General features: G+C 71.1%; 18 protein-coding genes and 2 pseudogenes. 10 read left to right on the top strand and 10 right to left on the bottom strand.

The window, feature by feature from the left end; genetic code table 11:
- Positions 1-167 precede the first annotated feature (167 nt).
- A complete protein-coding gene (locus J0670_RS04665) occupies positions 168-1,181 on the top strand; it encodes a LacI family DNA-binding transcriptional regulator (RefSeq protein WP_207809859.1) in 1,014 nt (337 codons plus the stop codon).
- A gap of 169 nt (positions 1,182-1,350) precedes the next feature.
- Here the strand turns inward: J0670_RS04665 and J0670_RS04660 are convergent, their stop codons facing one another.
- Positions 1,351-2,286: an SDR family oxidoreductase gene (locus J0670_RS04660; protein ID WP_207809858.1), complete on the bottom strand. Its 936-nt coding sequence runs from the start codon at positions 2,284-2,286 to the stop codon at positions 1,351-1,353.
- 179 nt (positions 2,287-2,465) lie between these two features.
- On the opposite strand from J0670_RS04660, the gene J0670_RS04655 reads away from it, so the two are divergent.
- On the top strand, positions 2,466-3,002 hold the full coding sequence (locus tag J0670_RS04655; protein ID WP_207809856.1) for a TetR/AcrR family transcriptional regulator: 537 nt from the start codon (positions 2,466-2,468) through the stop codon (positions 3,000-3,002).
- 89 nt (positions 3,003-3,091) lie between these two features.
- Here the strand turns inward: J0670_RS04655 and J0670_RS04650 are convergent, their stop codons facing one another.
- The 6 genes and pseudogenes from J0670_RS04650 to J0670_RS04625 form a co-directional block, all read right to left on the bottom strand.
- Positions 3,092-4,162, bottom strand: a complete 1,071-nt coding sequence (locus J0670_RS04650; protein ID WP_207809854.1) for an aldose epimerase family protein — start codon at positions 4,160-4,162, stop codon at positions 3,092-3,094.
- A gap of 73 nt (positions 4,163-4,235) precedes the next feature.
- A complete protein-coding gene (araA, locus tag J0670_RS04645; RefSeq protein WP_207809853.1) occupies positions 4,236-5,741 on the bottom strand; it encodes an L-arabinose isomerase in 1,506 nt (501 codons plus the stop codon).
- 20 nt (positions 5,742-5,761) lie between these two features.
- Positions 5,762-6,439 carry an L-ribulose-5-phosphate 4-epimerase gene (locus tag J0670_RS04640; protein WP_207809851.1) on the bottom strand — a complete coding sequence of 226 codons (678 nt, stop codon included), beginning with the start codon at positions 6,437-6,439 and terminating at the stop codon, positions 5,762-5,764.
- Positions 6,436-8,139, bottom strand: a complete 1,704-nt coding sequence (locus tag J0670_RS04635; protein WP_307806377.1) for a ribulokinase — start codon at positions 8,137-8,139, stop codon at positions 6,436-6,438. Before J0670_RS04635 ends, J0670_RS04640 begins: the two co-directional genes overlap by 4 nt.
- A gap of 180 nt (positions 8,140-8,319) precedes the next feature.
- Positions 8,320-8,661 (bottom strand): annotated as a pseudogene (locus J0670_RS04630) (sugar ABC transporter permease YjfF); the annotation flags it as partial.
- 312 nt (positions 8,662-8,973) lie between these two features.
- Positions 8,974-9,234: pseudogene (locus tag J0670_RS04625) on the bottom strand (LacI family transcriptional regulator); the annotation flags it as partial.
- Positions 9,235-9,581: 347 nt separating this feature from the next.
- Here J0670_RS04625 and J0670_RS04620 point away from each other — a divergent pair.
- The 3 genes from J0670_RS04620 (at position 9,582) to J0670_RS04610 (ending at position 13,926) form a co-directional block, all read left to right on the top strand.
- Positions 9,582-10,931, top strand: a complete 1,350-nt coding sequence (locus J0670_RS04620; protein WP_207809848.1) for a PHB depolymerase family esterase — start codon at positions 9,582-9,584, stop codon at positions 10,929-10,931.
- Between the two features lie 472 nt (positions 10,932-11,403).
- Positions 11,404-12,330, top strand: a complete 927-nt coding sequence (locus J0670_RS04615) for a glycoside hydrolase family 11 protein (protein ID WP_307806378.1) — start codon at positions 11,404-11,406, stop codon at positions 12,328-12,330.
- Positions 12,331-12,501: 171 nt separating this feature from the next.
- On the top strand, positions 12,502-13,926 hold the full coding sequence (locus tag J0670_RS04610; RefSeq protein WP_207809846.1) for a non-reducing end alpha-L-arabinofuranosidase family hydrolase: 1,425 nt from the start codon (positions 12,502-12,504) through the stop codon (positions 13,924-13,926).
- Between the two features lie 308 nt (positions 13,927-14,234).
- On the opposite strand, the gene J0670_RS04605 is transcribed toward J0670_RS04610, so the two are convergent.
- Entirely contained in the window at positions 14,235-15,224 is a 990-nt protein-coding gene (locus tag J0670_RS04605; RefSeq protein ID WP_207809865.1) for a LacI family DNA-binding transcriptional regulator, read from the bottom strand.
- Between the two features lie 332 nt (positions 15,225-15,556).
- On the opposite strand from J0670_RS04605, the gene chvE reads away from it, so the two are divergent.
- The 3 genes from chvE (at position 15,557) to mmsB (ending at position 19,550) form a co-directional block, all read left to right on the top strand.
- The gene (gene chvE, locus J0670_RS04600) at positions 15,557-16,651 is read left to right on the top strand and encodes a multiple monosaccharide ABC transporter substrate-binding protein (protein ID WP_307806375.1); all 1,095 of its coding nucleotides are present in this window, start codon (positions 15,557-15,559) and stop codon (positions 16,649-16,651) included.
- Between the two features lie 112 nt (positions 16,652-16,763).
- Entirely contained in the window at positions 16,764-18,311 is a 1,548-nt protein-coding gene (gene mmsA / locus J0670_RS04595; protein ID WP_207809845.1) for a multiple monosaccharide ABC transporter ATP-binding protein, read from the top strand.
- Positions 18,312-18,314: 3 nt separating this feature from the next.
- Entirely contained in the window at positions 18,315-19,550 is a 1,236-nt protein-coding gene (gene mmsB, locus J0670_RS04590) for a multiple monosaccharide ABC transporter permease (RefSeq protein ID WP_207809843.1), read from the top strand.
- Positions 19,551-19,636: 86 nt separating this feature from the next.
- Here mmsB and J0670_RS04585 read toward each other — a convergent pair whose 3' ends face one another.
- The gene (locus J0670_RS04585) at positions 19,637-20,605 is read right to left on the bottom strand and encodes a LuxR C-terminal-related transcriptional regulator (protein ID WP_207809841.1); all 969 of its coding nucleotides are present in this window, start codon (positions 20,603-20,605) and stop codon (positions 19,637-19,639) included.
- A gap of 282 nt (positions 20,606-20,887) precedes the next feature.
- Here J0670_RS04585 and J0670_RS04580 point away from each other — a divergent pair, with 282 nt between their 5' ends.
- Positions 20,888-22,339 (top strand): amidase, encoded by a 1,452-nt coding sequence (locus J0670_RS04580; RefSeq protein ID WP_207809839.1) that lies wholly within the window; start codon positions 20,888-20,890, stop codon positions 22,337-22,339.
- A gap of 145 nt (positions 22,340-22,484) precedes the next feature.
- On the opposite strand, the gene J0670_RS04575 is transcribed toward J0670_RS04580, so the two are convergent.
- A complete protein-coding gene (locus J0670_RS04575; RefSeq protein WP_243436531.1) occupies positions 22,485-23,183 on the bottom strand; it encodes a type 1 glutamine amidotransferase domain-containing protein in 699 nt (232 codons plus the stop codon).
- Between the two features lie 190 nt (positions 23,184-23,373).
- Between J0670_RS04575 and J0670_RS04570 the strand changes: the two genes are divergently transcribed.
- Positions 23,374-24,298, top strand: a 925-nt coding sequence (locus J0670_RS04570; protein WP_207809837.1) for a LysR family transcriptional regulator, incomplete at its 3' end; no start/stop codon positions are given.

The following is a 24,298-nucleotide window of genomic DNA, read 5'->3' as shown; positions in this document are numbered from 1 at the left end:
CTTCCAGTTGCCAGATGATTGGGGGTCCACACTCCGATGTCAAGACATATCGATTCTCTTCACGCCGACGGTGAGTCGCTGTACAGTCCGCACTGGAAGCACTTCCAGTCGATCGCGACGGCGGCGCGCCACTCTGTGCACTGGCATCAAGACCGAGGTGGACCACGATGACGGACGAACCGACGCGCCGAAGGCCGACGCTGGACGAGGTCGCCGAACGCGCCGGCGTGTCCCGCACCGCGGCGTCACGGGTGTTGAACAACGCCCCGAACGTCAGCCGCGGCAAGCGCGATGCCGTCCTGCGCGCCATCAAGGAGCTCGGGTACGTCCCCAACCCGACGGCCCGCGCCCTGGCGACGCAGCAGGCCGGGGCGGTGGCCCTGATCATCTCCGGGGAGGACCCGGCGGTGCTGGCCGACCCGTTCTACGGGCAGGTCATCGCGGGCGCCTCGACCGCGCTGGAGGAGACCGACCTGCACCTGGTGCTCTGTCTGGCCACCTCCGCCCGCGGACTGACCCGCGTGGAGCGGCTCCTGCAGACCCGGGCGGTCGACGGCGTGATGCTGATGTCCCTGCGCGGCGACGATCCGCTGTCCCTGCTGGCCCTGGAGGCCGGCGTCCCCGCCGTGTTCGGCGGAAAGCCGCTGCACGGGCAGGTCCCGTGCTACGTGGACGTGGACAACGTGCGCGGCGCCCGGGAGGCCACGGAGCACCTGATCTCCCTCGGCCGCACCCGGATCGCGACCATCACCGGCCTGCTGGACACGGATGTCGGTCTGGCCCGCAGGCGGGGCTACCACGAGGCGCTGACCCTGGCGGGTCTCCCCTTCCGCGCGGAGGAGGCCGGCGACTTCACGGAGCGCAGCGGCATGGCCGCGATGGAGTCCCTGCTCGCCCACCATCCGGACCTGGACGCGGTGTTCGCCGCCAACGACAACATGGCGGCCGGTGCCCTTCGGGTGCTCCACCGCGCAGGCCGGGCCGTTCCGGCGGAGACCGCCGTGGTCGGCTTCGACGGCCTGCCGATCTCCGAGTTCACCGAACCGCCGCTCACCACCGTCCACCAGCCGATACGGGACATCGGCCGGGAGATGACCCGCATGCTGCTCTCGCTGATCGCGGGCGAGAAGCCGAGCCCGCTGATCCTGCCCACCACGCTGATCCGGCGCGAATCCGCCTGATCCTCTCCCGGGCCGCGTTCGCCGCCCAGGACAGCGGCATCTGCGACGCGGGCCGGGCCACGGCGACGGTCGCGGCGGCCGGCTTCCGGACCTGGTCCGCCAGGTGCTCGAGCCGGCCGCCCGAACCCGGCGGGACGGTGCGTCCGCGCGTCGGCTGTGGCCTTGGTGCTCAGCTGAAGTAGGAGCCCGCTTCGAGGTCGGCGATCAGTCCGGGGCCGGTCGGCTGCCAGCCGAGCAGGTCGCGGGTGATCAGTGCCGAGGCGGGTCCGTCGATGGCCCAGAAGCGGCCGAGCCAGCCGACGTACTCGCCGGCCTGCTCGGGGGTGACCGAGTGCGCGGGGATGCCGAGCCCTGCGGCGAAGACCTCCGCGACCTCGCGGATCGAAACGCCTTCCTCGCCGACCGCGTGCAGCACCGACCCGGCGGGCGCGGACTCCAGCGCGAGCCGGAACAGGCGGGCGGCATCGTCGCGGTGCACTGCCGGCCAGCGGTTGGCGCCGTCGCCGACGTAGGCCGCGGCGCCCTTCTGGCGGGCGAAGCCGACCGCGCTCGCGATGAAGCCGTTGTCCCCGGCGCCGTGGGTGGCCGGGGGCAGGCGTACGACCGAGGAGCGCACGCCGCGCTCGGCGAGGGCGAGGGTGAAGTGGGCGTTGTCCAGCCGTCCTTGCGCGCCGGCGACCGGGGCATCGCGGCTGCCGTCCACGGCGGCCGATCCCTCGCGCTCGGTGGCGAGGGCCCCCGGTGCCAGCCCGAGCACGCCGAGGATGCCCGAGGCGATGACCAGCGGCTTGCCGGTGCCGATCAGGGGCCCGGCCAGCGCCTCGATCGCCGCCCGGTCGGCTTCGGCAGCCCCGAGGTAGTCTCCGGCGAAGGCGATCTCGTGCTTGAACGCGAGATGGACGACTCCCTCGGACGCCGCGGCGGCCTCGCGCAGGGTGTCGAGGTCGTCGAGCGAGCCCGCGCGGACCTCGGCGCCGGCAGCCCGCAGGCGCGCGGCGGCCGCCTCGGAGCGGGCGAGCCCCGTGACCTGGTGCCCGGCTGCGATCAGCTCGGGCACCAGTCCGCGGCCGATCCAGCCCGAAGCCCCGGTGACGAAAACGCGCATGCCAAACCTCCAGGAGGTGCAACGCCGCCGCGGCGGCTCCGCGGCGGATCGTCCTTGCTGCCGGAGCCCATTCTTTGTACAGTCGTACTATAAATGTCAAGCCCGTACGATCCCGCGGAGGCAGCACGGTGGCAGGAAGGCCCATCGATCACGAACGGCGCACCCAACTGCTCGACGCCGTGGTCGACTACACCCTCGAGAACGGCTTCGCCGACCTGTCATGGCGCCCGCTCGCCACCGCGCTGGGGGTGGCGAGCACAACGCTGGTGCACCGCTTCGGCACCAAGGAACAGATGCTCCAAGCCATCCTCGGCCGCCTGCGCGAGCGCATACTCAAGGCCACCGAGGAGACGATCGGCGAGCGGTCCGGCCTGGCGGACTCGGCGCGCGCGGTCTGGACGTGCACCAGCGATCCGCGACGAGAGGCGGAGTTCCGACTGTTCTTCGCGGTCTACGGACAAGCCCTCCAGGCGCCGGAGCCGTTCTCCGACTTCCTCGAACACGTCGTCACCGACTGGATGAACGCCCTTCGCGACGCGCAAGGCCCGGATACCGATCCGGACACCGCGACACGGCACGCCACCCTCGTGATCGCCACCATCCGTGGACTGCTGCTCGACCTGCTCGCCACCGGTGACCGAGACAGGGTTCAGGACGCCGCCGAGGCCTTCCTCACCACCCTCGAACATCGGACCGCACCCACCGCGGAGACGTGATCGATGAGCGCTGGAGGACGCCTCCGATCTGGCGGCTGGGGTAGGCCCTCGGTGGAGCGGTCCGGGCGACCGGTCGCCGCGGCGCCGGGTCACTCCACCGAGAACCGGTAGACCGTGGTCGACTCGTACCGCTCCCCCGGGCGCAGGACGGTGGAGGGGTACTCGGGGAAGTGCGGGGAGTCCGGGAAGTGCTGGGTCTCCAGCGCGATGCCCGCGTACCTCCCGTACGGTCGGCCGCCCGGGCCGGTGAGGGTGCCGTCGAAGTGGTTGCCGGTGTAGACCTGCACCCCCGGTTCGGTGGTCAGGCAGTCCAGCCGCCGTCCGCTGCCCGGGTGGTGCAGGGTGGCGGCCGGGCGCAGGCCGGCGCCGGGGCGGAGCACCCAGGTGTGGTCGAACCCGTCCCCGGCCAGCCGGACCTGCGGGTGCGGGGCGGAGAGCCGGCCGCCCAGACCCGCCGCGGTGGTGAGGTCGAACGGGGTCTCCTTGACCGGTTCGGGCGCGCCGAGCGGGATCAGGTCGTGGTCCACCGGGAGGTACTCGTCCGCCTCAACCTGGAGCAGGTGGTCCAGCACCGGTCCGCTGCCCTCGCCGCCGAGGTTGACGTAGGCGTGGTTGGTCAGGTTGACCACGGTGGGCGCGTCGGTCTCGGCCCGGTAGGAGATCGTCAGCTCGCCGGCGCGGTCGAGCAGGTAGCTGACCGTCACGTCCAGCGCCCCGGGGAAGCCCTGGTCGCCGTCGGGGCTGTGCAGCTCCAGCCGGACCCCGACCCGGTCGCCCTCCTCCAGCGGGGTGCCGGCCCACAAGCGGGTGGCGAAGCCGTCCGGGCCTCCGTGCAGGGTGTGGCCGCTCTCCTGGGTCGCCAGCCGGTGCACGGTGCCGTCCAGCGGGAGTTCACCGCCCGCGATGCGGTTGCCGTACCGGCCCACGGTGGAGCCGAGGTAGGCCGCCTCGCCGATCAGCTCGGCCGGAGATCCGCCGCCCAGCACCACGTTGGCCCGGTGGCCGTCCCGGTCCGGGGCGTGCAGCGACTGGAGCCTGGCGCCGAGGCTGAGCACCTCGGCGGTGACGCCGTCGGAGGCCCCGAAGACCCAGCGGTCGATGGCGCGGCCGTCCGGCAGCTCGCCCGCCGGGTGGGTCCGGATGGTCAGGTCAGCGGTCATGGCGGTGCTCTCTTCCTGGAAGTGCCGGAGGGGCGGCACCCGTGGCGGATGCCGCCCCGAGGGTACGACGGGCTCAGAAGCCTTGTGCCAGGCGGTGGTACGCCTGGTTCCAGCGCAGCTCTCGGGTGAACTGACGGATCGTCGTGCCGCCGTCGATCAGCACCAGCTCGGTGCCGAGCATCTGCGCGAGGTCCTCCAGGTGCTCGGCGCCGAGCGCGCCGGTGAGCACCGTGTGGTGCGGTGCGCCGGCGGCGAGCCAGGCCTCGACGGAGGTCCGGAAGTCCGGCCGCGGCTGCCAGACCGCGCGGGCCACCGGGAGCCTGGGCAGCGGCTCGGCCGGGTCGACCACGTCGACCTCGTTGGCGACCAGCCGGAAGCGGTCGCCCAGGTCCGCCAGCCCGACCGCCACGGCCGGGCCGGGCGCGGCGTCGAAGACCAGCCGGACCGGGTCCTCCCGGCCGCCGATGCCCAGCGGGTGCACCTCGCAGGACGGGGTGGCGGCGGCGATGCTCGGGCAGACCTCCAGCATGTGCGCGCCGAGGATCAGTTCCCGTCCGGGCTCCAGGTGGTAGGTGTAGTCCTCCATGAAGGAGGTGCCGCCGGGCAGGCCGGCGGCGGCCGCCTTGAGGGTGCGCAGCAGCACCGAGGTCTTCCAGTCGCCCTCGCCGCCGAAGCCGTAGCCGTCGGCCATCAGCCGCTGCACGGCCAGGCCGGGCAGCTGGCGCAGCCCGCCGAGGTCCTCGAAGTTGGTGGTGAAGGCGCGGAAGCCGCCCGCCGTCAGGAAGGCGCGCAGGCCCGCCTCGATCCGGGCGGCGTAGCGCAGCGAGTCGTGCCGCTCGCCGCCGGGGCGCAGGGCGGGGGCGAGCCGGTAGCCGTCCTCGTACTCCTTGACCAGTTCGGTGACCTCGGCGTCGGATGCGGCGTCGACCGCCTCGACCAGGTCGTTGACGCCGTAGGTGTTGACCGAGACGCCGAACCGGAGCTGGGCCTCGACCTTGTCCCCCTCGGTGACGGCGACGTCGCGCATGTTGTCGCCGAACCGGGCCAGCTTGAGGGTGGCCAGCTCGGCGCGTCCGACGGCGGCGCGGGCCCAGGACGCGATCCGGCCGGTGGTGACGGGGTCGCTGACGTGTCCGGCGACGGTCTTGCGGGCGACTCCCAGGCGGGACTGGACGTAGCCGAACTCGCGGTCGCCGTGGGCGGCCTGGTTCAGGTTCATGAAGTCCATGTCGATGGTGGCCCAGGGCAGTTCGACGTTGGCCTGGGTGTGCAGGTGGAGCAGCGGTTTGCGCAGGGCGTCCAGTCCGGCGATCCACATCTTGGCCGGGGAGAAGGTGTGCATCCAGGCGATCAGGCCGATGCAGTCGTCCGCCGCGTTGGCGTCGAGGCAGATCCGGCGGATGGCGTCGGCGTCGGTGAGCACCGGCTTCCAGACCACCGTGACGGGCAGCTCCGCAGAGCCGTCCACGGTCTCGGCGATCCGCCGGGACTGCTCGGCGACCTGGCGCAGCGTCTCCTCCCCGTAGAGGCCCTGGCTTCCGGTCAGGAACCAGACCTCGCGGCCTTCGATCGACGTCATGATGGGTGTCTCCTTGCTGGTCAGCGGGCGGGCTGCTGGCCGTACACGTTCTGGTAGCGGAAGTTGAGGCTGTCGATGTCGGCCTGGGCGATCGGCAGCGGTTCGCCGAGCTGGCGGGACACGTGCACGGTGCGGGCGACGTCCTCGCACATCACGGCGGCCTTGACGGCGGCCCTGGCGTCCTTGCCGATGGTGAAGACGCCGTGGCTCTTCATCAGGACGGCGGGCGAGCGGTGGCCGCGCAGGGTCTCCACGATGCCGCGGCCGATCGAGTCGTCGCCGATCAGCGCGAACGGGCCGACCGGGATCTCCGCGCCGAACTCGTCGGCCATGGCGGTCAGCACGCAGGGCACGGCCTCGCCGCGGGCGGCCCAGGCACAGGCGTAGGTGGAGTGGGTGTGCACCACTCCCCCGACCTCGGGCATGTGCCGGTAGACGTAGGCGTGCGCGGCGGTGTCGGAGGAGGGGGCGTAGTCGCCCTCGACCACGGTGCCGTCCAGGTCGCACAGGATCATGGACTCGGGCGACAACTCGTCGTAGGAGACGCCGCTCGGCTTGATCACCATCAGGTCCTCGCCCGGCACCCGAGCGGAGACGTTGCCGGCCGTCCAGACCACCAGGTTGTAGCGGACCAGTTCCTGGTGCAGGTCGCTGACCTGCTGCCGGAGCAGGTCGATCGGGTCGCTCAGGTCGCTCATGATTCCTCGCTGTTCTGCGTCGGGGCGGTGCTGCCCCAGGCGGAGTTGCGCAGTCGGCGCAGGCGGTGCAGCTGCCTGTCGGCGGGGGTGCCGAAGTGCTCGTGCAGTTCGCGGTACTCGGCGAACAGGGCGTCGTAGGCGTCGGCCCGGGCCGGGTCGGGCCGGTAGGCGGCACGTTCGACCCGGCCCATCGCGGCGGCTGCCGCGCGCACGTCGGGGTGGGCGCCGGCCGCGACGGCGGCATGGATGGCGGACCCGAGGGCGGGGCCCTGGGCGGAGACCGCGAGCGAGACCGGGCGGCGCAGTACGTCGGCGTAGATCTGCATCAGCAGCGGGTTCTTCTTCAGGCCGCCGGTGACGATGAACTCGGTGACCGGGACGCCGCCGTCCTCCAGTGCCTCGACGATGACGCGGGTGCCGAAGGCGGTGGCCTCCAGGAGCGCCCGGTAGACCTCCTCGGGGCGGGTGGCCAGGGTGAGCCCGACGAGCACGCCGGAGAGGTGGTGGTCGACCAGCGTGGAGCGGTTGCCGTTGAACCAGTCCAGCGCGACCAGGCCGTGCCCGCCGACGGGCTGGGCGGCGGCCTTGCGGGTGAGCAGCTGGTGGGCGTCCTCGCCCCTGGCCTCGGCCTCGGCCAGGTAGTCGGCGGGCAGGCCCTGGCGCAGCCACCAGGCGAAGATGTCGCCGACGGCGCTCTGCCCGGCTTCGTAGCCGTACGCGCCCTCGACGATGCCGCCCTCGACCACGCCGCAGATCCCGGGGACGTCGGCCAGGGCCGCGCCGTTGACGACGTGGCAGGTGGAGGTGCCCATGATGGCGAGCAGGCGGCCGTTCTCGACCGCCTGGGCGGCGGGGGCGGCGACGTGGGCGTCGACGTTGCCGGCGGCGACCGCGATGCCCTCGGGCAGTCCGGTCCAGGCGGCGGCCTCGGCGGTCAGCGACCCGACCCGGGAGCCGAGGGCGGAGAGCGGGTGGGCCAGCCGGGTGCGGGCGAAGTCGGCGAAGTCCGGGTTGAGGGCGGCCAGGTACTCCTCGGACGGGTAGTCGCCCTCCTGGAAGATGCCCTTGTAGCCGGCCGTGCAGGTGTTGCGGCTCTCGGCACCGGTGAGCTGCCAGACGATCCAGTCGGCGGCCTCGATCCAGCGTTCGGTGGCGGCGTAGACGTCCGGGTCCTCCTCCAGGAGTTGCAGCGCCTTGGCGAACTGCCACTCGGCGGAGATCTTGCCGCCGTAGCGTCCGATCCACTTCTCGCCGCGCTGGTGGGCGAGGTGGTTGATCCGGTCCGCGTGGCTCTGGGCGGCGTGGTGCTTCCAGAGCTTCGGCCAGGCGTGCGGGCGCTCGCCCAGGGCGGTCTCGGCGAGCGGGGTGCCGTCGGCGGTGACCGGCAGGACGGTGCAGGCGGTGAAGTCGGTGGCGATGCCGATCACGGAGGCCGGGTCGATGCCGGCGGCGGCGAGCGCCGCGGGGACGGCCGTGCGCAGCACCTGGCGCCAGTCCTCGGGGTGCTGGAGCGCCCAGTCGGGCGGCAGCTTCTGGCGGGTGCCGGGGAGTTCGGTCTCGATGACGCCGTGCGGGTACTCGTGGACGGCGGTGCCGAGCTCCTCGCCGTCGCTGACCCTGACCACCACGGCGCGGCCGGACAGCGTGCCGAAGTCGACGCCGACGACGTGGCGCTCCGGGGAGTCGGAGGTTGGTGGCACGTTCACGTCCTTCGTAGCGGGTCGGGTTTCTGGTACTGGCCGCCGGGCTGGGTCCGCGACGGTGCGGGCCCGGCGGCCGGTCCGCCCGTCCGGGGTGGACGGGGCCGCGCGCGCCGGGCGGGCCGAAGCGGGTGGGCCGGCCCGGTGCGCGGGATCTGGCGGGTCCGTCGCGCTGATGGGCTAGAGGCGTCGACGGGCCGTCATGAGGCGCTGCAGCAGGATGAAGACGAAGAGCAGCGCGCCGATCACGATCCTGGTCCACCAGGAGCTGAGCGTGCCCTGGAAGCTGATCACGGTCTGGATCAGGCCGAGCACCAGGACGCCGAGCACGGCGCCGAGCAGGTAGCCGGAGCCGCCGGTGAGCAGGGTGCCGCCGATCACCACGGCGGCGATCGCGTCCAGCTCCAGCCCCACCGCGTGCAGTCCGTAGCCGGAGAGCATGTAGAAGGTCATCAGCACGCCGCCGAGTGCGGAGCAGAAGCCGCTCACCCCGTACACCGCGATCTTGGTGCGGCCGGCCGGCGCCGTTCTCCCCCATCAGCGCGTGCACCTCGCCGGGGAAGAGCCGGAAGTCGACCCCGTCGAGCGCGACCGCGCCCGGGAACTCCTTGCGGACCCCCCCCCGCACTTCCAGGACCGGCTGCGTCGGCATGCCGCCCCTCCTTTCGTGGTCGGTGGGCGGGCGACCCTCCGCCGAGGGCCGCCCGCCCACCGGGCTCCGTCGGTGCGTCAGTACTGGCGGCCGGGCAGTGCGGCGGCGGCCTGGTCCTGGGTGAAGACCCCCTCGTCCGTCTTGATCCGGCGCGGCACCTGCTCACCCGCCTTGACCTTCTTGAAGTCCGAACCGAGGAAGGTGGCGTAGAGCGACTCGTCCTTCGAGTCCACCGCACGGTCGGTCAGCACCACCGGGATCTTCGCGTCCTTGGCCTCCTTGAGCAGGGTGTCCCACCCGGACTCGACCACCTGCGAGAAGCCGACGACGAGCCTGCCCGAGCTGCCGCCGGCCGCACCGTTCGAGCCACCGCCGGAGCCGCAGGCGGAGAGGGCGACGGCCATGGCAGTGGCGACCAGGGCCACCGCAGCTCTCTTGGACATGTTCGGGTTCCTCTCGGAATGGCACGGCTGCGGGAACGGCCGTGGGTGGGGATGGCCCGGGGGCGATGCGCGACGCGGGTTTCGCCCAGGTGAATTGTTAACGCTCACAATTCGCTGCGACAAGAGCCCCGGAGCGCGTTACCCAATCTTGACCGGCGCGCTCCGGGGCCCTGGGCGCACGCTCGTCCACGGCGAGTGGGTCGCGCCGGCACACGCGGGCGGCGGCGGGTCGTCCATGGCCGCGGCCGACCGCCACGCGGATCCGGTCATGTCCTCGGTGTTGTCTTTTCGGCGGTGGCGTCTGAACAATACGTAACACTCAAAACAAACTCGGACGGAGAGCTCCCATGTCCCGGTTCCGCTCCCTCAAGTCCCGCTTACTCGGCCTGGTCGCCGCGGTCGGCCTCGCGGTCGGCCTGAGCGTTCAGGCCGCCCCCCAGGCCGCTGCCGCCTCGCTGACCCAGATCACGAACTTCGGCACCAATCCCACCGGTCTGCTCATGCACCTGTACGTGCCGAGCGGCGCCAAGGCCAACCCCCCGATCCTGCTGGCACTGCACGGGTGCCAGGGATCAGGGCCCTACCTCTACTCGAGCACCGACTTCGCGTCGCTGGCCGACCAGTACGGGTTCCTCGTCATCTACCCCTCGACGAACCCCGGTGGAAGCTGCTGGGACGTCTCCTCCGACCAGGCGCTGACCCGCAACGGCGGCAGCGACCCGGTCGGGCTCATGTCGATGATCACCTACACGGAGCAGCACTACGGCGGCAACGCCAATGCCGTGTATGTGACGGGGCAGTCGTCGGGCGCGATGATGACGAACGTGATGCTCGCCGACTACCCCGACGTGTTCAAGGCGGGCGCGGCGTTCATGGGAGTGCCCTACCGCTGCTTCTACACCGGCTCGGTCCGCGGTTGGAACTCGGCCTGCGCCCAGGGCCAGGTCTCCAAGACCCCGCAGCAGTGGGGCGGCCTGGTGCGCACCACGGGGTATCCCGGCTACACCGGTCCTCGTCCGCGCGTGCAGCTCTGGCACGGTACCGCCGACACCATCCTGAGCCACAACAACCTCGGCGAAGAGATCAAGCAGTGGACCGACGTCCTCGGCGTGAGCCAGACCCCGTCGGCCACGGACACCCCCGCGGCCAACTGGACCCGCACACGGTACGACGACAACGCCCGCACCACCCGGGTCGAGGCGTACAGCCTCGCCGGGGTCGGGCACGAACTGCCGGTACGGGGTTCCGCGATGGCCGCCGGGGCCATCCACTTCATGGGCCTGGACTCGGGCTCCTCCGGCGGCGGCACGGCCGGCGCCCTGCGTGCGGCGGATGCGGGGAAGTGCCTGACCGACGCGAGCACGACGCCGGGTACACAGCAGCAGATCTTCGCCTGCGACGGCGGTGCGAACCAGACCTGGACCCGTACGCCGTCGAACCAGCTGACCGTGACCGTGGGCGGCAGCACGCTCTGCCTGGACGCCGACGCGCGCGGCACCAGCCCCGGCACCAAGGCGATCGTCTGGTCCTGCAACGGCCAGGCCAACCAGCAGTGGCAGCTGAACTCCAACGGCACCATCACCGGCGTGCAGTCGGGGCTCTGCCTGGACGTGGCCGGTGCGGCCACCGCCGACGGCACGCCCGTCCAGCTGTGGACCTGCAGCGGCGGCAGGAACCAGCAGTGGACGCTGGGATGACGCGAGTCGCTGCCGGTCGGCACGCCCGCCTCGGCGGCCACCCGAGACAGCGGCGAAACTTTCGAGGGTAGTCCCAGGGGAATCGGCGAACTGCCGGTCAAGCCCTCAGGCCGCCATTGAGCATCATGCGCCTGACCTGCTCCTGTTCTGGCAGGGACGGACTCAAAGACGAGCGAATCTATCGACCCTCCTGTCGAAAGTGTTGACAGCCCGTCAAGCGCAGGCCAACCTGTCGCCGTCGACAAGTCCGAACAGCCTTGGATCCGGGCCGCGTTCGCCAACCGACGTCGGGGTCAGCGACGTTGATGACGAGTCGACTCCGTGCACCCCCTCGCGACGCCGTCCGGCCGACCAACCCTTCGCGGCGTCGGTGGCGCGGGGCCGCACTCACCCCCACCCATCGGCAGGACGGATCACTCCTGTGAACTCCCCCCACCTCAAGAGCCGTACTTCCAGCCGCTCCTGGCGGGTCATCAGCAAAACGCGCGTCCTCGCGCCGGCCTTCGCGGCCGTCCTGATCTTGCCCGGCACGGCCGAGGCCGCGACCGTCACCACGAACCAGACCGGCACCGACGGCGGGTACTTCTACTCGTTCTGGACCGAGGGCACCGGCGCGGTCTCGATGGGCCTGAACGGCGGCGGCAACTACGGCACCTCCTGGAACAACGCCGGCAACTTCGTCGCCGGCAAGGGCTGGAGCACCGGCTCGCGCAACCCGGTGACCTACTCGGGCACCTGGAGCACCAACGGCAACGCCTACCTGTCACTCTACGGCTGGACCACCAACCCGCTCGTCGAGTACTACGTCGTCGACAACTACGGCTCCTACAAGCCCACCGGCACGTACAAGGGCACCGTCACCACGGACGGCGACACCTACGACATCTACCAGACGACCCGCTACAACGCCCCGTCCATCGAAGGCATCAAGACCTTCAACCAGTACTGGAGCGTCCGCCGGAACAAGCGGACCGGCGGAACCATCACCGTCGGCAACCACTTCGACGCATGGGCCGGGAACGGCATGAACCTCGGCACCATGAACTACGAGATCCTGGCCACCGAGGGCTACCAGAGCAGCGGCAGCTCCAACATCACGCTGGGCTCCTCCACCGGCGGCGGCACCGGCGGTGGCAGCTGCACCGCGACGCTCTCCGCCGGCGACTCGTGGAGCGACCGCTACAACCTGAACGTCTCGGTCGCCGGCTCCAGCACCTGGAAGGTGACCGTGAAGGTCCCCGCCCCGGAGCAGGTCAGTGCGACCTGGAACGTCAACGCGTCCTACCCCGACGCCCAGACCCTCGTCGCCACCCCCAACGGCGCGGGCAACAACTGGGGCATGACCATCGCGAAGAACGGCAGCACCACCTGGCCGACGGTGTCCTGCAGCGCGAACTGACGCCCCGTACCGGCTCATGGCGGCACCCCGGGGCGCGGCCCCTCCAGCCGCCGCGCCCCACCCCCGTCGACACGGCCATTGACGGTGCTCGCTTCCAGGCGACAGCGCGCCTGAACTTGTTAGCGCTAACAAGGCTGGGTGACGACTCCCCCCATCCACAGAGGAGGTCCCATGCACGGACGAAATCCCCACCGCAGACGGCTGTCCGCGGTGCTCACCGCCGCGGTCGCGGCCGTGGCGGCACTGGCGGCGATGCTCGTCGCCGGCCCGGCCCAGGCGGCCACCAGCGGCGCCCTGCGCGGCGTGGGCTCCGCTCGGTGTCTCGATGTGCAGAACGCCGATCGGACCGACGGCGCGTCCCTCCAGATCTACGACTGCTCGAACGGGGCCAATCAGCTGTGGACGGCGACGTCCGGCAACCAGCTGACGGTGTACGGCGACAAGTGCCTGGACGTTCCGGGCCACGCCACCACGGCCGGCACCCGGGTGCAGATCTGGAGCTGTAGCGGCGGCGCCAACCAGCAGTGGCGGCTGAACGCCGACGGCACGGTCGTCGGCGTCGAGTCCGGGCTGTGCCTGGATGTCACGGGAGCCGGGACGGCCAACGGCACGGCGGTGCAGATCTGGCCGTGCAACGGCGCCGACAACCAGAAGTGGACCGGCCTGTCCGCCTCCACCCCGCCAGGCGGCACGTGCGCGCTTCCGTCGACGTACCGCTGGTCGTCGACGGGTGCGCTGGCGCAGCCGGCGAACGGGTGGGCGTCGGTGAAGGACTTCACCGACGTCGTGTACAACGGCAAGCACCTGGTCTACGCGTCGGACGTGAACGGCTCCTCGTACGGCTCGATGATGTTCAGCCCCTTCACCAACTGGTCGGACATGGCCTCGACCGGCCAGATCGGGATGGGCCAGGCCGCGGTGGCGCCCACGCTGTTCTACTTCGCGCCCAAGAACATCTGGATCCTGGCCTACCAGTGGGGTGCGTGGCCGTTCATCTACCGCACGTCGAGCGACCCCACCAACCCCAACGGCTGGTCCGCTCCCCAGCCGCTGTTCACCGGCAGCATCCCCAACTCCGGCACCGGCCCGATCGACCAGACCCTGATCGCCGACGGCCAGAACATGTACCTGTTCTTCGCCGGTGACAACGGCAGCATCTACCGCGCCAGCATGCCCATCGGGAACTTCCCGGGCAGCTTCGGCTCCTCCTACACCACCGTCATGAGCGACTCGACGGCCAACCTGTTCGAGGCGCCGCAGGTCTACAAGGTCCAGGGCCAGAACCAGTACCTCATGATCGTCGAAGCGATGGGCACCGGCGGACGCTACTTCCGCTCCTTCACCGCCACCAGCCTCAACGGCTCGTGGACCCCGCAGGCCACCACCGAGAGCAACCCCTTCGCCGGCAAGGCCAACAGCGGCGCCACCTGGACCAACGACATCAGCCACGGCGACCTCGTCCGCAACAACCCCGACCAGACCATGACCATCGACCCCTGCAACCTCCAGTTCCTCTACCAGGGCAAATCCCCCACCGCCACCGGCCCCTACGACCAACTGCCATGGCGGCCTGGTGTCCTGACGCTCCAGCACTGACCTGCCCGACCTGCGGTGATCTCGATCGGGTGCGGCTTGTCGGCCCGCGGACGACCGGCCCGCGGACGACCGGCCCACGGCACGGCGGCTCCACCTGCCTGACGGACTCCACCGCGTTGAGGGACCCCAGCCGTGCGCCGGCTGGGGTTCCTCCCCTCTGCGGGCCGGCCCGGCACACCACCGGCGGCAGGACGATCCGGCGTGCGCAGGCGCCCGGCCCGACGGAGGACGTCGTACGGGTCAGGGCGCCGTGGTCCGGCGGCCGCTCAACGGCCGAAGCTCAACGGCCACCGCTCAACCGCCGCAGCTCAACGGCGGCCGACGGGGCCCACGCTGCGCCGCAGCACCATCTCCGGGGAGATCTGCACATGGGCCCGGGAGCGCGTCGTGCCCTCCAGCCCCTCGACCAGCAACTCCAGCGCCCTGCGCCCGAGTTCGCCGAAATCCTGCCGCACCGTGGTCAGCGGCGGGCTGAAGTAGGCGGCCTCCGGGATGTCGTCGAAGCCGACCACGCTGATGTCGCCCGGGACCGACCGGCCGGCCTCGTGCAGCGCGCGCAGCAGACCGAGGGCCATGTGGTCGTTGGCGCAGAAGACGGCGGTGACGTCCCGCAGTTCGGCGATCCGCAGACCCGCCTGGTAGCCCGAGCGGGCGCTCCAGTCGCCGCGCTCCACGTGCGGCACGACGGCCCCGGCCGCCTCCAGCGTGCGGCGCCAGCCCTCCTCCCGGTCCCGGCTCTCCAGCCAGTTGGCCGGCCCCGCCACGTGGTGGACGGTGCGGTGTCCCAGGTCGAGCAGGTGCCGGGTGGCCGCCTCGGCGCCGGAGAGGTTGCCCACCGACACCATGGGCACCTGGATCTGGTCGCCCGAACCGACCGCGACGAGCGGCACCGAGGTGGAGAGCCGGGCCACCGCGCTGACGGCCGAGGTCTGCGGCGCGATCACGACGACGCCCTCCACACCTTGGTCGCGCAGCCGGTCGACCGCCTCCTGGACCGAACGGCCGTCCAGGGACCGCAGACTGGTCACGCTCACGAAGTATCCGGCGCTGCGCGCGGCCTGCTCGATGCCCTCCAGCATCGCCGCGGGCCCGTAGAGCGTCGAGTCGAAGCTGACCACGCCGAGCGTCTGCGACCGGCGGGTGACCAGGGCGCGCGCGGCGGAGTTGGGCCGGTAGTCGAGCTCCCGGATCGCGGCCAGCACCCGATCGCGGGTGTCCGGCCGCACGTGCGGGGCGCCGTTGAGCACTCGGGAGACCGTCTGGTGGGACACTCCGGCCAGTTTCGCCACGTCCGCCATCACGGGCTGGCGCTGTTCCGTCTCCGTACCGTCGGTTCCCACTCGCAGTTCCCTCCTCGGTTTGGACCACAGTACGCGACCGGTTCCGCGCCGGGTCGCGGCCCCTGGATTCCGGCGGCGGCCGAGCTCCCCGACTTCCCCGCTTGTCAGGTAGCGAACCGTGATCCAAGGCTCTTGACGGTTCAAGTGTGAGCGTTAACACTCGTCTCACGCCAGGGCCGGAGCCCTGCTCCTCCCACCCGGGAACCCGCTCCGGCAGGCCCCGCTCGACCGCTCCCAGTCGCCCAGCAGGGGTGCACTGTGCCCGGTCGCGGAACATCACTGGAGGAACTGTGCGGAAGATTTCGGCGGGCCTCGTCGCCGCGGGCCTGGTGCTCTCGCTGGCGGCGTGCGGGCAGAGCGCCAACGGGGTCGGCGACGGGGCCGCCAAGGGCGACGCCAAGGGCGGCCTGGTCGGCATCGCGATGCCGACCAAGTCGTCGGAACGCTGGATCAACGACGGCGACAACATGGTCAAGGAGTTCCAGGCCAAGGGCTACAAGACCGACCTGCAGTACGGCGACGACGTGGTGGAGAACCAGGTCTCCCAGGTGGAGAACATGATCACCAAGGGCGCCAAGCTCCTGGTGATCGCCGCCATCGACGGCTCGTCCCTCACCAACGTGCTGCAGAAGGCCGCCGACGCCCACATCCCGGTGATCTCCTACGACCGGCTGATCCGCGGCACGGCCAACGTCGACTACTACGCGACCTTCGACAACTACAAGGTCGGAGTCCTCCAGGGCAGCTACATCGTCGACAAGCTCGGCCTCAAGGACGGCAAGGGCCCGTTCAACATCGAGCTGTTCGCCGGCTCACCGGACGACAACAACGCCACCTTCTTCTTCAACGGCGCGATGAGCGTCCTCAAGCCGTACATCGACCAGAAGAAGCTGGTCGTGCAGAGCGGCCAGACCGACTTCAACCAGATCGCCACGCTGCGCTGGAACGGCGGTTACGCCCAGTCCCGGATGGACAACCTGCTGAGCAAGGCCTACACCTCCGCCCACGTCGACGCCGTGCTCTCGCCGGCCGACGGCATCTCGATCGGCATCCTGTCCTCGCTCAAGGGCGTCGGCTACGGCACCGCCAAGGCGCTGCCGATCGTCACGGGCCAGGACGGCGATCTGGCCTCGGTGAAGTCGATCATCGCGGGCGAGCAGACCCAGACCGTCTACAAGGACACCCGGCAACTCTCCAAGGTCGCCGTCCAGATGGGCGACGCGCTGCTGACCGGCGGCAAGCCCGAGGTCAACGACACCACCCAGTACGACAACGGCGTGAAGGTCGTTCCGGCCGAGCTGCTCCAGCCGGTCAGCGTCGACAAGGACAACTACCGGAAGGTCCTGGTCGACAGCGGCCAGTTCACCGCGGACCAGCTCAAGTAGCCCGCGGGGCCCGGTCGACGGGCCCCGCGCCGAACCGGCGGTGCGCAGCCCGGGCTCGTGGGAGCCCGGGGCCTCCCCCACCGCACCGCCCCGAACGATACGGACGCACACCATGGCTGGACCCGTTCTCGAAATGCGGTCGATCAGCAAGTCGTTCCCCGGCGTCAAGGCGCTTTCCGAGGTCAACCTGACCGTCGCCGCCGGCGAGGTGCACGCCATATGCGGCGAGAACGGCGCCGGCAAGTCCACCCTGATGAAGGTGCTCAGCGGGGTCCACCCGCACGGCAGTTACGAGGGCGACGTCCTCTTCGAGGGCGAGCCCTGCCGGTTCAAGGACATCCGGGCCAGCGAGCAGCGCGGCATCGTCATCATCCACCAGGAACTGGCGCTGGTGCCGTACCTGTCCATCGCCGAGAACGTCTTCCTCGGCAACGAGCACGCCTCCCGCGGCATCATCAGCTGGCACCGGACGCTCACCCATGCCGCCGAACTGCTCCGCCAGGTCGGCCTCGACGAAAGTCCGCACACCCGGATCGCCGACCTCGGCGTGGGCAAGCAGCAGCTGGTCGAGATCGCCAAGGCGCTGGCCAAGAAGGTCAGGCTGCTCATCCTGGACGAGCCGACCGCCGCGCTGAACGACGAGGACAGCCGCAAGCTGCTCGACCTGATCCTCGAACTCAAGGCGCAGGGCATCTCCTGCGTCATCATCTCGCACAAGCTGAACGAGATCGCCCGGGTCGCGGACGCCGTGACCATCCTGCGCGACGGGCAGACCATCGAGACCATCGCGATCGGCCCCGAGGGCATCTCCGAGGACCGGATCATCCGCGGCATGGTCGGACGCGACCTGGAGCACCGCTATCCCGAGCGCACCCCCGAGATCGGCGAGGTCGCCTTCGAGGTCGAGGACTGGAGCGTCCGGCACCCGATCGACCAGCAGCGCATGGTGGTGGACGGCGCCTCGCTGAATGTGCGGCGCGGCGAGATCGTCGGCATCGCCGGCCTGATGGGCGCCGGCCGCACGGAACTCGCGATGAGCGTCTTCGGCCGCTCGTACGGGCGGTGGGCCGCCGGCCGGGTCCGGCTGCACGGCCGTGAGGTCCGCACCCGGACGGTGCCCGAGGCGATCGGGCACGGCATCGCGTACGTCACCGAGGACCGCAAGCAGCTCGGCCTCAACCTCATCGACGACATCAGCCGGAACATCTCGCTCAGCGCGCTGCGCAAGGTCGCCCGCAACGGCCGGGTGGACCGGCACCAGGAGGCCGAGGTCGCCGAGGCCTTCCGACGCACCATGAACATCAAGGCCCCGACGGTGTTCACCCGGACCGGCACGCTCAGCGGCGGCAACCAGCAGAAGGTCGTCCTCAGCAAGTGGATCTTCGCCGAGCCGGAGGTGCTGATCCTCGACGAGCCCACCCGCGGCATCGACATCGGCGCGAAGGCGGAGATCTACACGGTCATCGCCGGGCTGGCCGCCGAGGGCAAGGCCGTGCTCGTCATCTCGTCCGAACTCCCCGAACTCCTGGGCTTGTGCGACCGGATCTACACCATGGCCGAAGGCCGGATCACCGGCGAGGTCGCCCGTGCCCACGCCACCCAGGAATCCCTCATGCGGCTCATGACCATGAGCGCCGCATCCAGCAACGAGCAGGTGTGAGGCATGGCCCAGACCGAGATCATCCCGGATTCGTCCCCGCAGGCAGCGCAGGACGGCCCCAGCCCCTCCCTCGGCGGCGTGCTGGCCCGCGCGCTGCGCGGCAACGTGCGCCAGTACGGCATGCTGGTCGCCCTCGCGCTGATCGTGCTGCTGTTCCAGATCTGGACGGACGGCATCCTGCTCCAACCGCTCAACATCACCAACCTGATCCAGCAGAACGGCTACATCCTGATCCTGGCGATCGGGATGATGATCGTCATCATCGCCGGGCACATCGACCTCTCGGTCGGCTCGCTGGCCGCCTTCGTCGGGGCCGCCGCCGCGGTGATGATGGTCAAGCACGACCTGCCGTGGCCCGTGGCGGTGCTGGCCGCGCTGGTGATCGGCGCCCTCGCCGGCGCCTGGCAGGGCTTCTGGATCGCCTACCTCGGCATCCCGTCCTTCATCGTCACCCTGGCGGGCATGCTGCTGTTCCGCGGGGGCACCCAGATCCTGCTCCAGGGCCAGTCGGTGGCGCCGTTCCCCAAGGGCTTCCAGAACATCAGCAGCGGCTTCCTCCCCGAGGTCGGACCGCACACCGACTACCACAACCTCACCCTGCTGCTGGGCCTCGCGGTGCTGGGCGTCGCGGTCCTCCAGGAGGTGCGCGGCCGGCGGCAGACCGTCTCGTACGGGCTGGAGCCGCTCCCGCTCGTGCTGTTCCTGACCAAGCTCGCCGTGATCACCGCGGCCGTGGTGGTCTTCACCCTGCTGCTGGCCAGCTACCACGGCGTGCCGATCGTGCTGCTGATCCTCGGCGCGCTGCTGGTCGGCTTCGGCTACCTGATGCGCAACTCGATCATCGGGCGGCACACCTACGCCATCGGCGGCAACGAGGCGGCGGCCAAGCTGTCCGGGGTGAAGAGCAAGCGGGTCGTCTTCCTCGCCTTCACCAACATGGGCGTCCTCGCGGCGCTGGCCGGGCTGGTCTTCGCCGCGCGGCTCAACGCCGGAACCCCGCAGGCCGGCGTCAACTTCGAACTGGAGGCCATCGCCGCCGCCTTCATCGGCGGCGCCTCGGCCAGCGGCGGCGTGGGCACCGTCCTCGGCGCCATCATCGGCGGCCTGGTGCTCGGCGTGCTGAACAACGGCATGTCGCTGATCGGCGTCGGCACCGACTACCAGCAGGTCATCAAGGGCCTGGTGCTGCTCGCGGCCGTCGGCTTCGACGTCTACAACAAGCGCCGGGCCGGGTCCTGACACCGGAACCACCCCGGATCCGCGGCTCGCCCCCGGCCGTCCGCCATCGGACGTCCGGGGGCGAGCCGCGTTCCCAGCGGCCGGGATCAACGATTCGCGGCGCCCAGCGCGCCGAGGGTGTCGAGCTCGCGTTCGAACGCGGTACGGGCGAGCGCCGTGCGGTTGGGGCAGTCGAGCTTGATCAGCAACGACTCGACATGGCTCCGCACGGTGCGGACCGCGATGCCGAGGGCCTGGGAGATCCGCTCGTTGGACCACCCCCGGGAGACCAGTCCGACGACGTCGAGTTCGCGGCCGGTGAGACCGCCGAGCGCGGGGGCCCGGCCGATCCGGACCAGAACGGCGCCCGGCCGGCGCACCGTGCGGATGTGCCACCAGGTGCCGTCGGCGGCCCGGTGGTGGAAGCCGACGCGGCCGCCCGCACCGACGACGGCGGCCCGTACGGCGAGGCGGAGTTCGGCGCGGGTGAGCGGTGCCCGGCCGAGGTCTCCGGCCCTGACCTCGACCGCATCCCGGGTGATCCACAGGACCAGTTCGGCCGTGTCGCCGTCGCCGTCCGCCCCGGGATCGACGAGTCCGGCGAGATCGTGCGACAGCATCGTCAGCGCCAGGCACGACCCGTCGTCGAGCGGCACGGCGCGGCTGGAGCTCATCACGACGTATCCCGGAGCCGTCGCGCGGGCGACGGCCGGTGTCAGGGGCAGCGTCAGCCCCTCGCGGAAGCCGTTGGGCAGGATCGCGTCCTGATACGTCCGGGTCTCCCGGACGTCGAACGGCACGTCCACGAAGCGCACGGGAGTACCCCGGCGCAGGGCGAGCTGGTGGACCGGGCAGGTGCGGCCGTACGTCGTGGTGATGTAGGAGAGGGTGTCCGCCGGGTAGTCGAGGTTGACGACGGCCGCGTGCAGGCCGGCGCCGGAGGCGATCAGCGCGGCGCAGTCGAAGCCGAGCCCGTCGCGCATGGCGCGCAGGGGCACCTCGGGCGGCAGCTCACCACGGCCGGCCGCGCGGACCTCCTCGGCGAGCCGGACCCACCACTGCATGTCGGCGGCCATTCGAAACCTCCCATAGGGGACGAATCATGACGATGGTCACACTGCGGCGTCAAGCCCAAAAGCCCTGCTGTAGAGCGATGTTGCACGAAGACCCGGCTCCGGGCGAGAGCGATCGTGCTCCATTGTGGGGCGCTCACGACCCCTTCTCCCCCGTCGGACGCACATCCGAGGCGTGCGGGGAACGGCTTTTCGGCCGAGGTGCGGAACCTCACAGGCTCGTAGCTTCTGCACACCAAGTCGTCCAACGGGCCCCCCTCCTCGTCACGGCAGATGGAGATCTTGATGAACATCGACGAATACGCCGCCCTCGACGCCACCGCCCTCGCCGCGGTCATCGCGTCCGGTGAGGTCACCGCCGACGAAGTCGCCGCGCTGGCCACCGAGGCCATCACCACCGTCAACGAGGAACTGAACGCGGTCGCCGAGGGCCCGTTCGACCGCCCGCTCGACCATGCCGCCGACGGCCGGTTCGCCGGTGTTCCGTTCGCGATCAAGGACCTCGTCCTGCACGCCGCCGGCGTGCCGACCCGGATGGGGACGCGTCTGCTGGGCAAGGACGGCTACGTGCCGGCCGCCGACACCCACCTGATGGAACGCTTCCGCGCGGCCGGCCTGGCCACGCTGGCCGTGACGACGACCCCGGAGATGGGCTTCAACGGCAACTCCGAGGCGCTCGCCTACGGCTCGACCCGCAACCCCTGGAACACCGCCCACAGCGCCGGCGGGTCCAGCGGCGGCTCGGCCGCGCTCGTCGCCGCGGGCGCGCTCCCGATCGCGCACGCCAACGACGGCGGCGGATCCATCCGGGTGCCCGCCGCCTGCAACGGACTGGTCGGGCTGAAGCCCAGCCGGGGCCGGGTGCCCGCCGGTCCGGACTTCGGTGACCCGCTCTACGGGATGGGCGTCGAGCTCGCGGTGAGCCGCACCGTCCGGGACACCGCCGCGCTGCTCGACGAGGTGGCGCTGGGGTTCCCGGGCGATCCGGTCGTCATCGCCCCACCCGCGCGCCCGTTCGTCCAGGAGGTGGGTGCCGACACGGGACGGCTGCGGATCGCCGTGCACACCGAGTCCTGGGCGGGCAGCTACGTGGACCCGGAGGTCGCCCAGGCCGTCGAAGCCACCGCCAGAGCCCTCGAAGCCGCCGGACACCACGTCGAACGCGCAACCCCCGCCGTCGACTGGGAGCGGCTGCTGCACTCGAACCTCGCCCTCTGGTCGGCCTTCCTCGCCGAGGGCGTCGCCGGGATCGAGGCCATGACCGGAGCGACGGCGGGGCCGGAGAACCTCGAACTCACCACGCTGGCCTGCGTCGAGTACGGCCGCAGGCTCAGCGCGCTCGGACTCAACGGCGCCCTCGCCTCGCTCAACGCCGTCTCGCGCGAGCTCGGACGGTTCTTCACCGGGTACGACCTCCTGCTGACGCCCACCATGAACACCCCGGCCCCGCTGCTCGGCCACCTCGACGGCAACGCCGACCTCGGCGCGCTGGAGTGGGCTCAGCGGATCTTCGAGGTCTGCTCCTTCACCCCCCTGTTCAACCAGACCGGCACCCCTGCGGTCAGCCTGCCGGTCGCCCAGTCCTCCCAGGGTCTGCCCATCGGCGTCCAACTCGCCGGTCCCTTCGGCTCGGAGGCGCTGCTGCTGCGCGTCTCCGCCCTGCTGGAGAGCGCGATGCCCTGGGCGGACCGACGCCCCGCCGTCCACGCCACCACGCTCATGTCCCGCAACGCGTAGGACCGACTGATCCTCCGCGCGCGCCGTCCCGGCCCCGAACGCGTTCCGGCCGCGCGGGACCGGGAGGCCGCCCGGGGCCTGGCCGTCGCCGCCTCGCCCATCTGGACGGGGACGATCTGCGGGCCCCGTTCGACACGATGACCTGTCAGGCCAACTTCTTCAGCAGCTCCTGCGCCAGCGGAGCGGAGGAGGCGGGGTTCTGGCCGGTGACCAGGTTGCGGTCCACGACGACGTGCGGCGCCCACGGCTCGCCGACCTGGACGTCGATGCCGGCCTCGACCAGGCGGGTCTCCAGCAGCCACTTCGCCTTGTCGGCGAAGCCGGCCTGCGCCTCCTCGGCGTTGGTGAAGGCCGCCACCTTGTAGCCCCTGAAGGAGTTGCCGCCGTCCTCCTCGACCGCGGCCAGCAGCGCGGCCGGAGCGTGGCAGACGACGCCCAGCGGCTTGCCGGACTTGAGCGCGAGGGTCAGCAGCTCGCCGGAGGTGGTGTTGACGGCCAGGTCCTCCATCGGGCCGTGACCACCGGGGTAGAACACGGCGTCGTAGTCGGCGAGGTTCACGTCCGCCAGCTTGATCGGGTGCTTGATCTCCTCGATCGACGCGAGGGTGTCCGCGATCCGCCGGGCGTTCTCCTCGCCGCCGTTGACCTGCGGCACCAGGCTGCCCGCGTCGACGGTCGGGACCACGCCGCCCGGGGTGGCGACGGTGACGGCGTGGCCCGCGGCCTTGAACGCCTCGTACGGGGCGACCGCCTCCTCGGCCCAGAAGCCGGTCGGGTGCTTCGTGCCGTCGGCGAGCGTCCAGTAGTCGACGCCGGTCATCACAAAAAGGATCTTCTTCGACATGGTGCGGTTCTCCGGGAGTCGGTTCCACGCGCTGACGCCGCGGACTCACGGCGTCAGCACGCTGATGACCTAGAAGGTAGACCTGCTCAAGCAGTTCCACCAATGAGGATTCCGATACGAGGGATCGGCTCACCGATGCCTACGGGCACCGCAGCCCGCACGTTCCGCACGTTCTCGTAGGCTCGATGCCATGAGCGATCGGAATTCCCATGGCTCCGGGGGCTCCGGGCCACTGGACCTCAACCTGTTGCGCACCTTCCTCACAGTCCACCGGACCGGTTCCTTCACCGCCGCCGCGCACCAGCTGGGCCTCTCCCAGTCGACGGTCACCACGCACATCCGCGCCCTGGAGCAGCGCCTCGGCCGGGAGCTGTTCGAACGCCGCGCCCGCGGCGTCGCCCCGCTCCCGTACGCCGACGAGTTCGCGGTCCGGCTCGCCCCTCCCCTCGACCAGCTCGCGGGCCTCACCAACGACCGGCCGCGCAACGCCCGGGAGCCCGTGCACCTGGCCGGTCCCGCCGAGTTCCTGTCCACCGTTCTGATCCCGGCCCTGGCTCCGCTCGTGGCCGAGGGTGTCCGGCTGCGCCTGGCCACCGGACTGACCGACCCGCTCCTGGAGGAACTGCGCGCGGGCCGCCACGACCTGGTCATCGCCACCCAGCGTCCACGCGGGCGGACGCTGCGCGCCGAGCCCCTCCTCGACGAGGAGTTCGTCCTGGTCGCCGGACCGGCCTGGGCGCAGCGCCTGAGCGGGAGCCAGGACCTGCCGACCGCCCTTGAGGAGGCCCCGCTGGTGACGTACGCCGAGGACCTGCCGATCGTCCGCCGCTACTGGCGCCACGTCTTCGACCGCCGCCTCCACGTCCAGGCGAGCGTCACCGTTCCGGACCTGCGCGGGATCGTCGCCGCCGTCACCGCCGGAATGGGCTGGAGCGTCCTGCCCACCTACCTGTGCCACACTGAACTCGCCTCCGGTGCAATGCGGTTGCTGCACGAGCCGGAGGACCCGCCGATCAACACCGGCTACCTGGTCCGCCGCCACGGCGACTCCGCGAACCCGGACGTCGCCCGGGTCCGTGACTTCCTCCTCGCCGCCGCCAGGCACCGGGAGCCGG

This window comes from Streptomyces sp. FH025, from assembly GCF_017427025.1.
GTDB lineage: Bacteria > Actinomycetota > Actinomycetes > Streptomycetales > Streptomycetaceae > Kitasatospora.
The sequence above is the reverse complement of the archived record's forward strand: the minus strand, read 5'-3'. Positions and strand labels throughout refer to the sequence as shown.

What these genes read in the sequence shown, in the direction of transcription:
- J0670_RS04665 (WP_207809859.1), top strand. Translation starts at nt 168, where the DNA reads ATGACGGACGAACCGACGCGCCGAAGGCCGACGCTGGACGAGGTCGCC.
- J0670_RS04660 (WP_207809858.1), bottom strand. Translation starts at nt 2,286, where the DNA reads ATGCGCGTTTTCGTCACCGGGGCTTCGGGCTGGATCGGCCGCGGACTG.
- J0670_RS04650 (WP_207809854.1), bottom strand. Translation starts at nt 4,162, where the DNA reads ATGACCGCTGACCTGACCATCCGGACCCACCCGGCGGGCGAGCTGCCG.
- araA (WP_207809853.1), bottom strand. Translation starts at nt 5,741, where the DNA reads ATGACGTCGATCGAAGGCCGCGAGGTCTGGTTCCTGACCGGAAGCCAG.
- J0670_RS04640 (WP_207809851.1), bottom strand. Translation starts at nt 6,439, where the DNA reads ATGAGCGACCTGAGCGACCCGATCGACCTGCTCCGGCAGCAGGTCAGC.
- J0670_RS04620 (WP_207809848.1), top strand. Translation starts at nt 9,582, where the DNA reads ATGTCCCGGTTCCGCTCCCTCAAGTCCCGCTTACTCGGCCTGGTCGCC.
- J0670_RS04610 (WP_207809846.1), top strand. Translation starts at nt 12,502, where the DNA reads ATGCACGGACGAAATCCCCACCGCAGACGGCTGTCCGCGGTGCTCACC.
- J0670_RS04605 (WP_207809865.1), bottom strand. Translation starts at nt 15,224, where the DNA reads ATGGCGGACGTGGCGAAACTGGCCGGAGTGTCCCACCAGACGGTCTCC.
- mmsA (WP_207809845.1), top strand. Translation starts at nt 16,764, where the DNA reads ATGGCTGGACCCGTTCTCGAAATGCGGTCGATCAGCAAGTCGTTCCCC.
- mmsB (WP_207809843.1), top strand. Translation starts at nt 18,315, where the DNA reads ATGGCCCAGACCGAGATCATCCCGGATTCGTCCCCGCAGGCAGCGCAG.
- J0670_RS04585 (WP_207809841.1), bottom strand. Translation starts at nt 20,605, where the DNA reads ATGGCCGCCGACATGCAGTGGTGGGTCCGGCTCGCCGAGGAGGTCCGC.
- J0670_RS04580 (WP_207809839.1), top strand. Translation starts at nt 20,888, where the DNA reads ATGAACATCGACGAATACGCCGCCCTCGACGCCACCGCCCTCGCCGCG.
- J0670_RS04575 (WP_243436531.1), bottom strand. Translation starts at nt 23,183, where the DNA reads ATGTCGAAGAAGATCCTTTTTGTGATGACCGGCGTCGACTACTGGACG.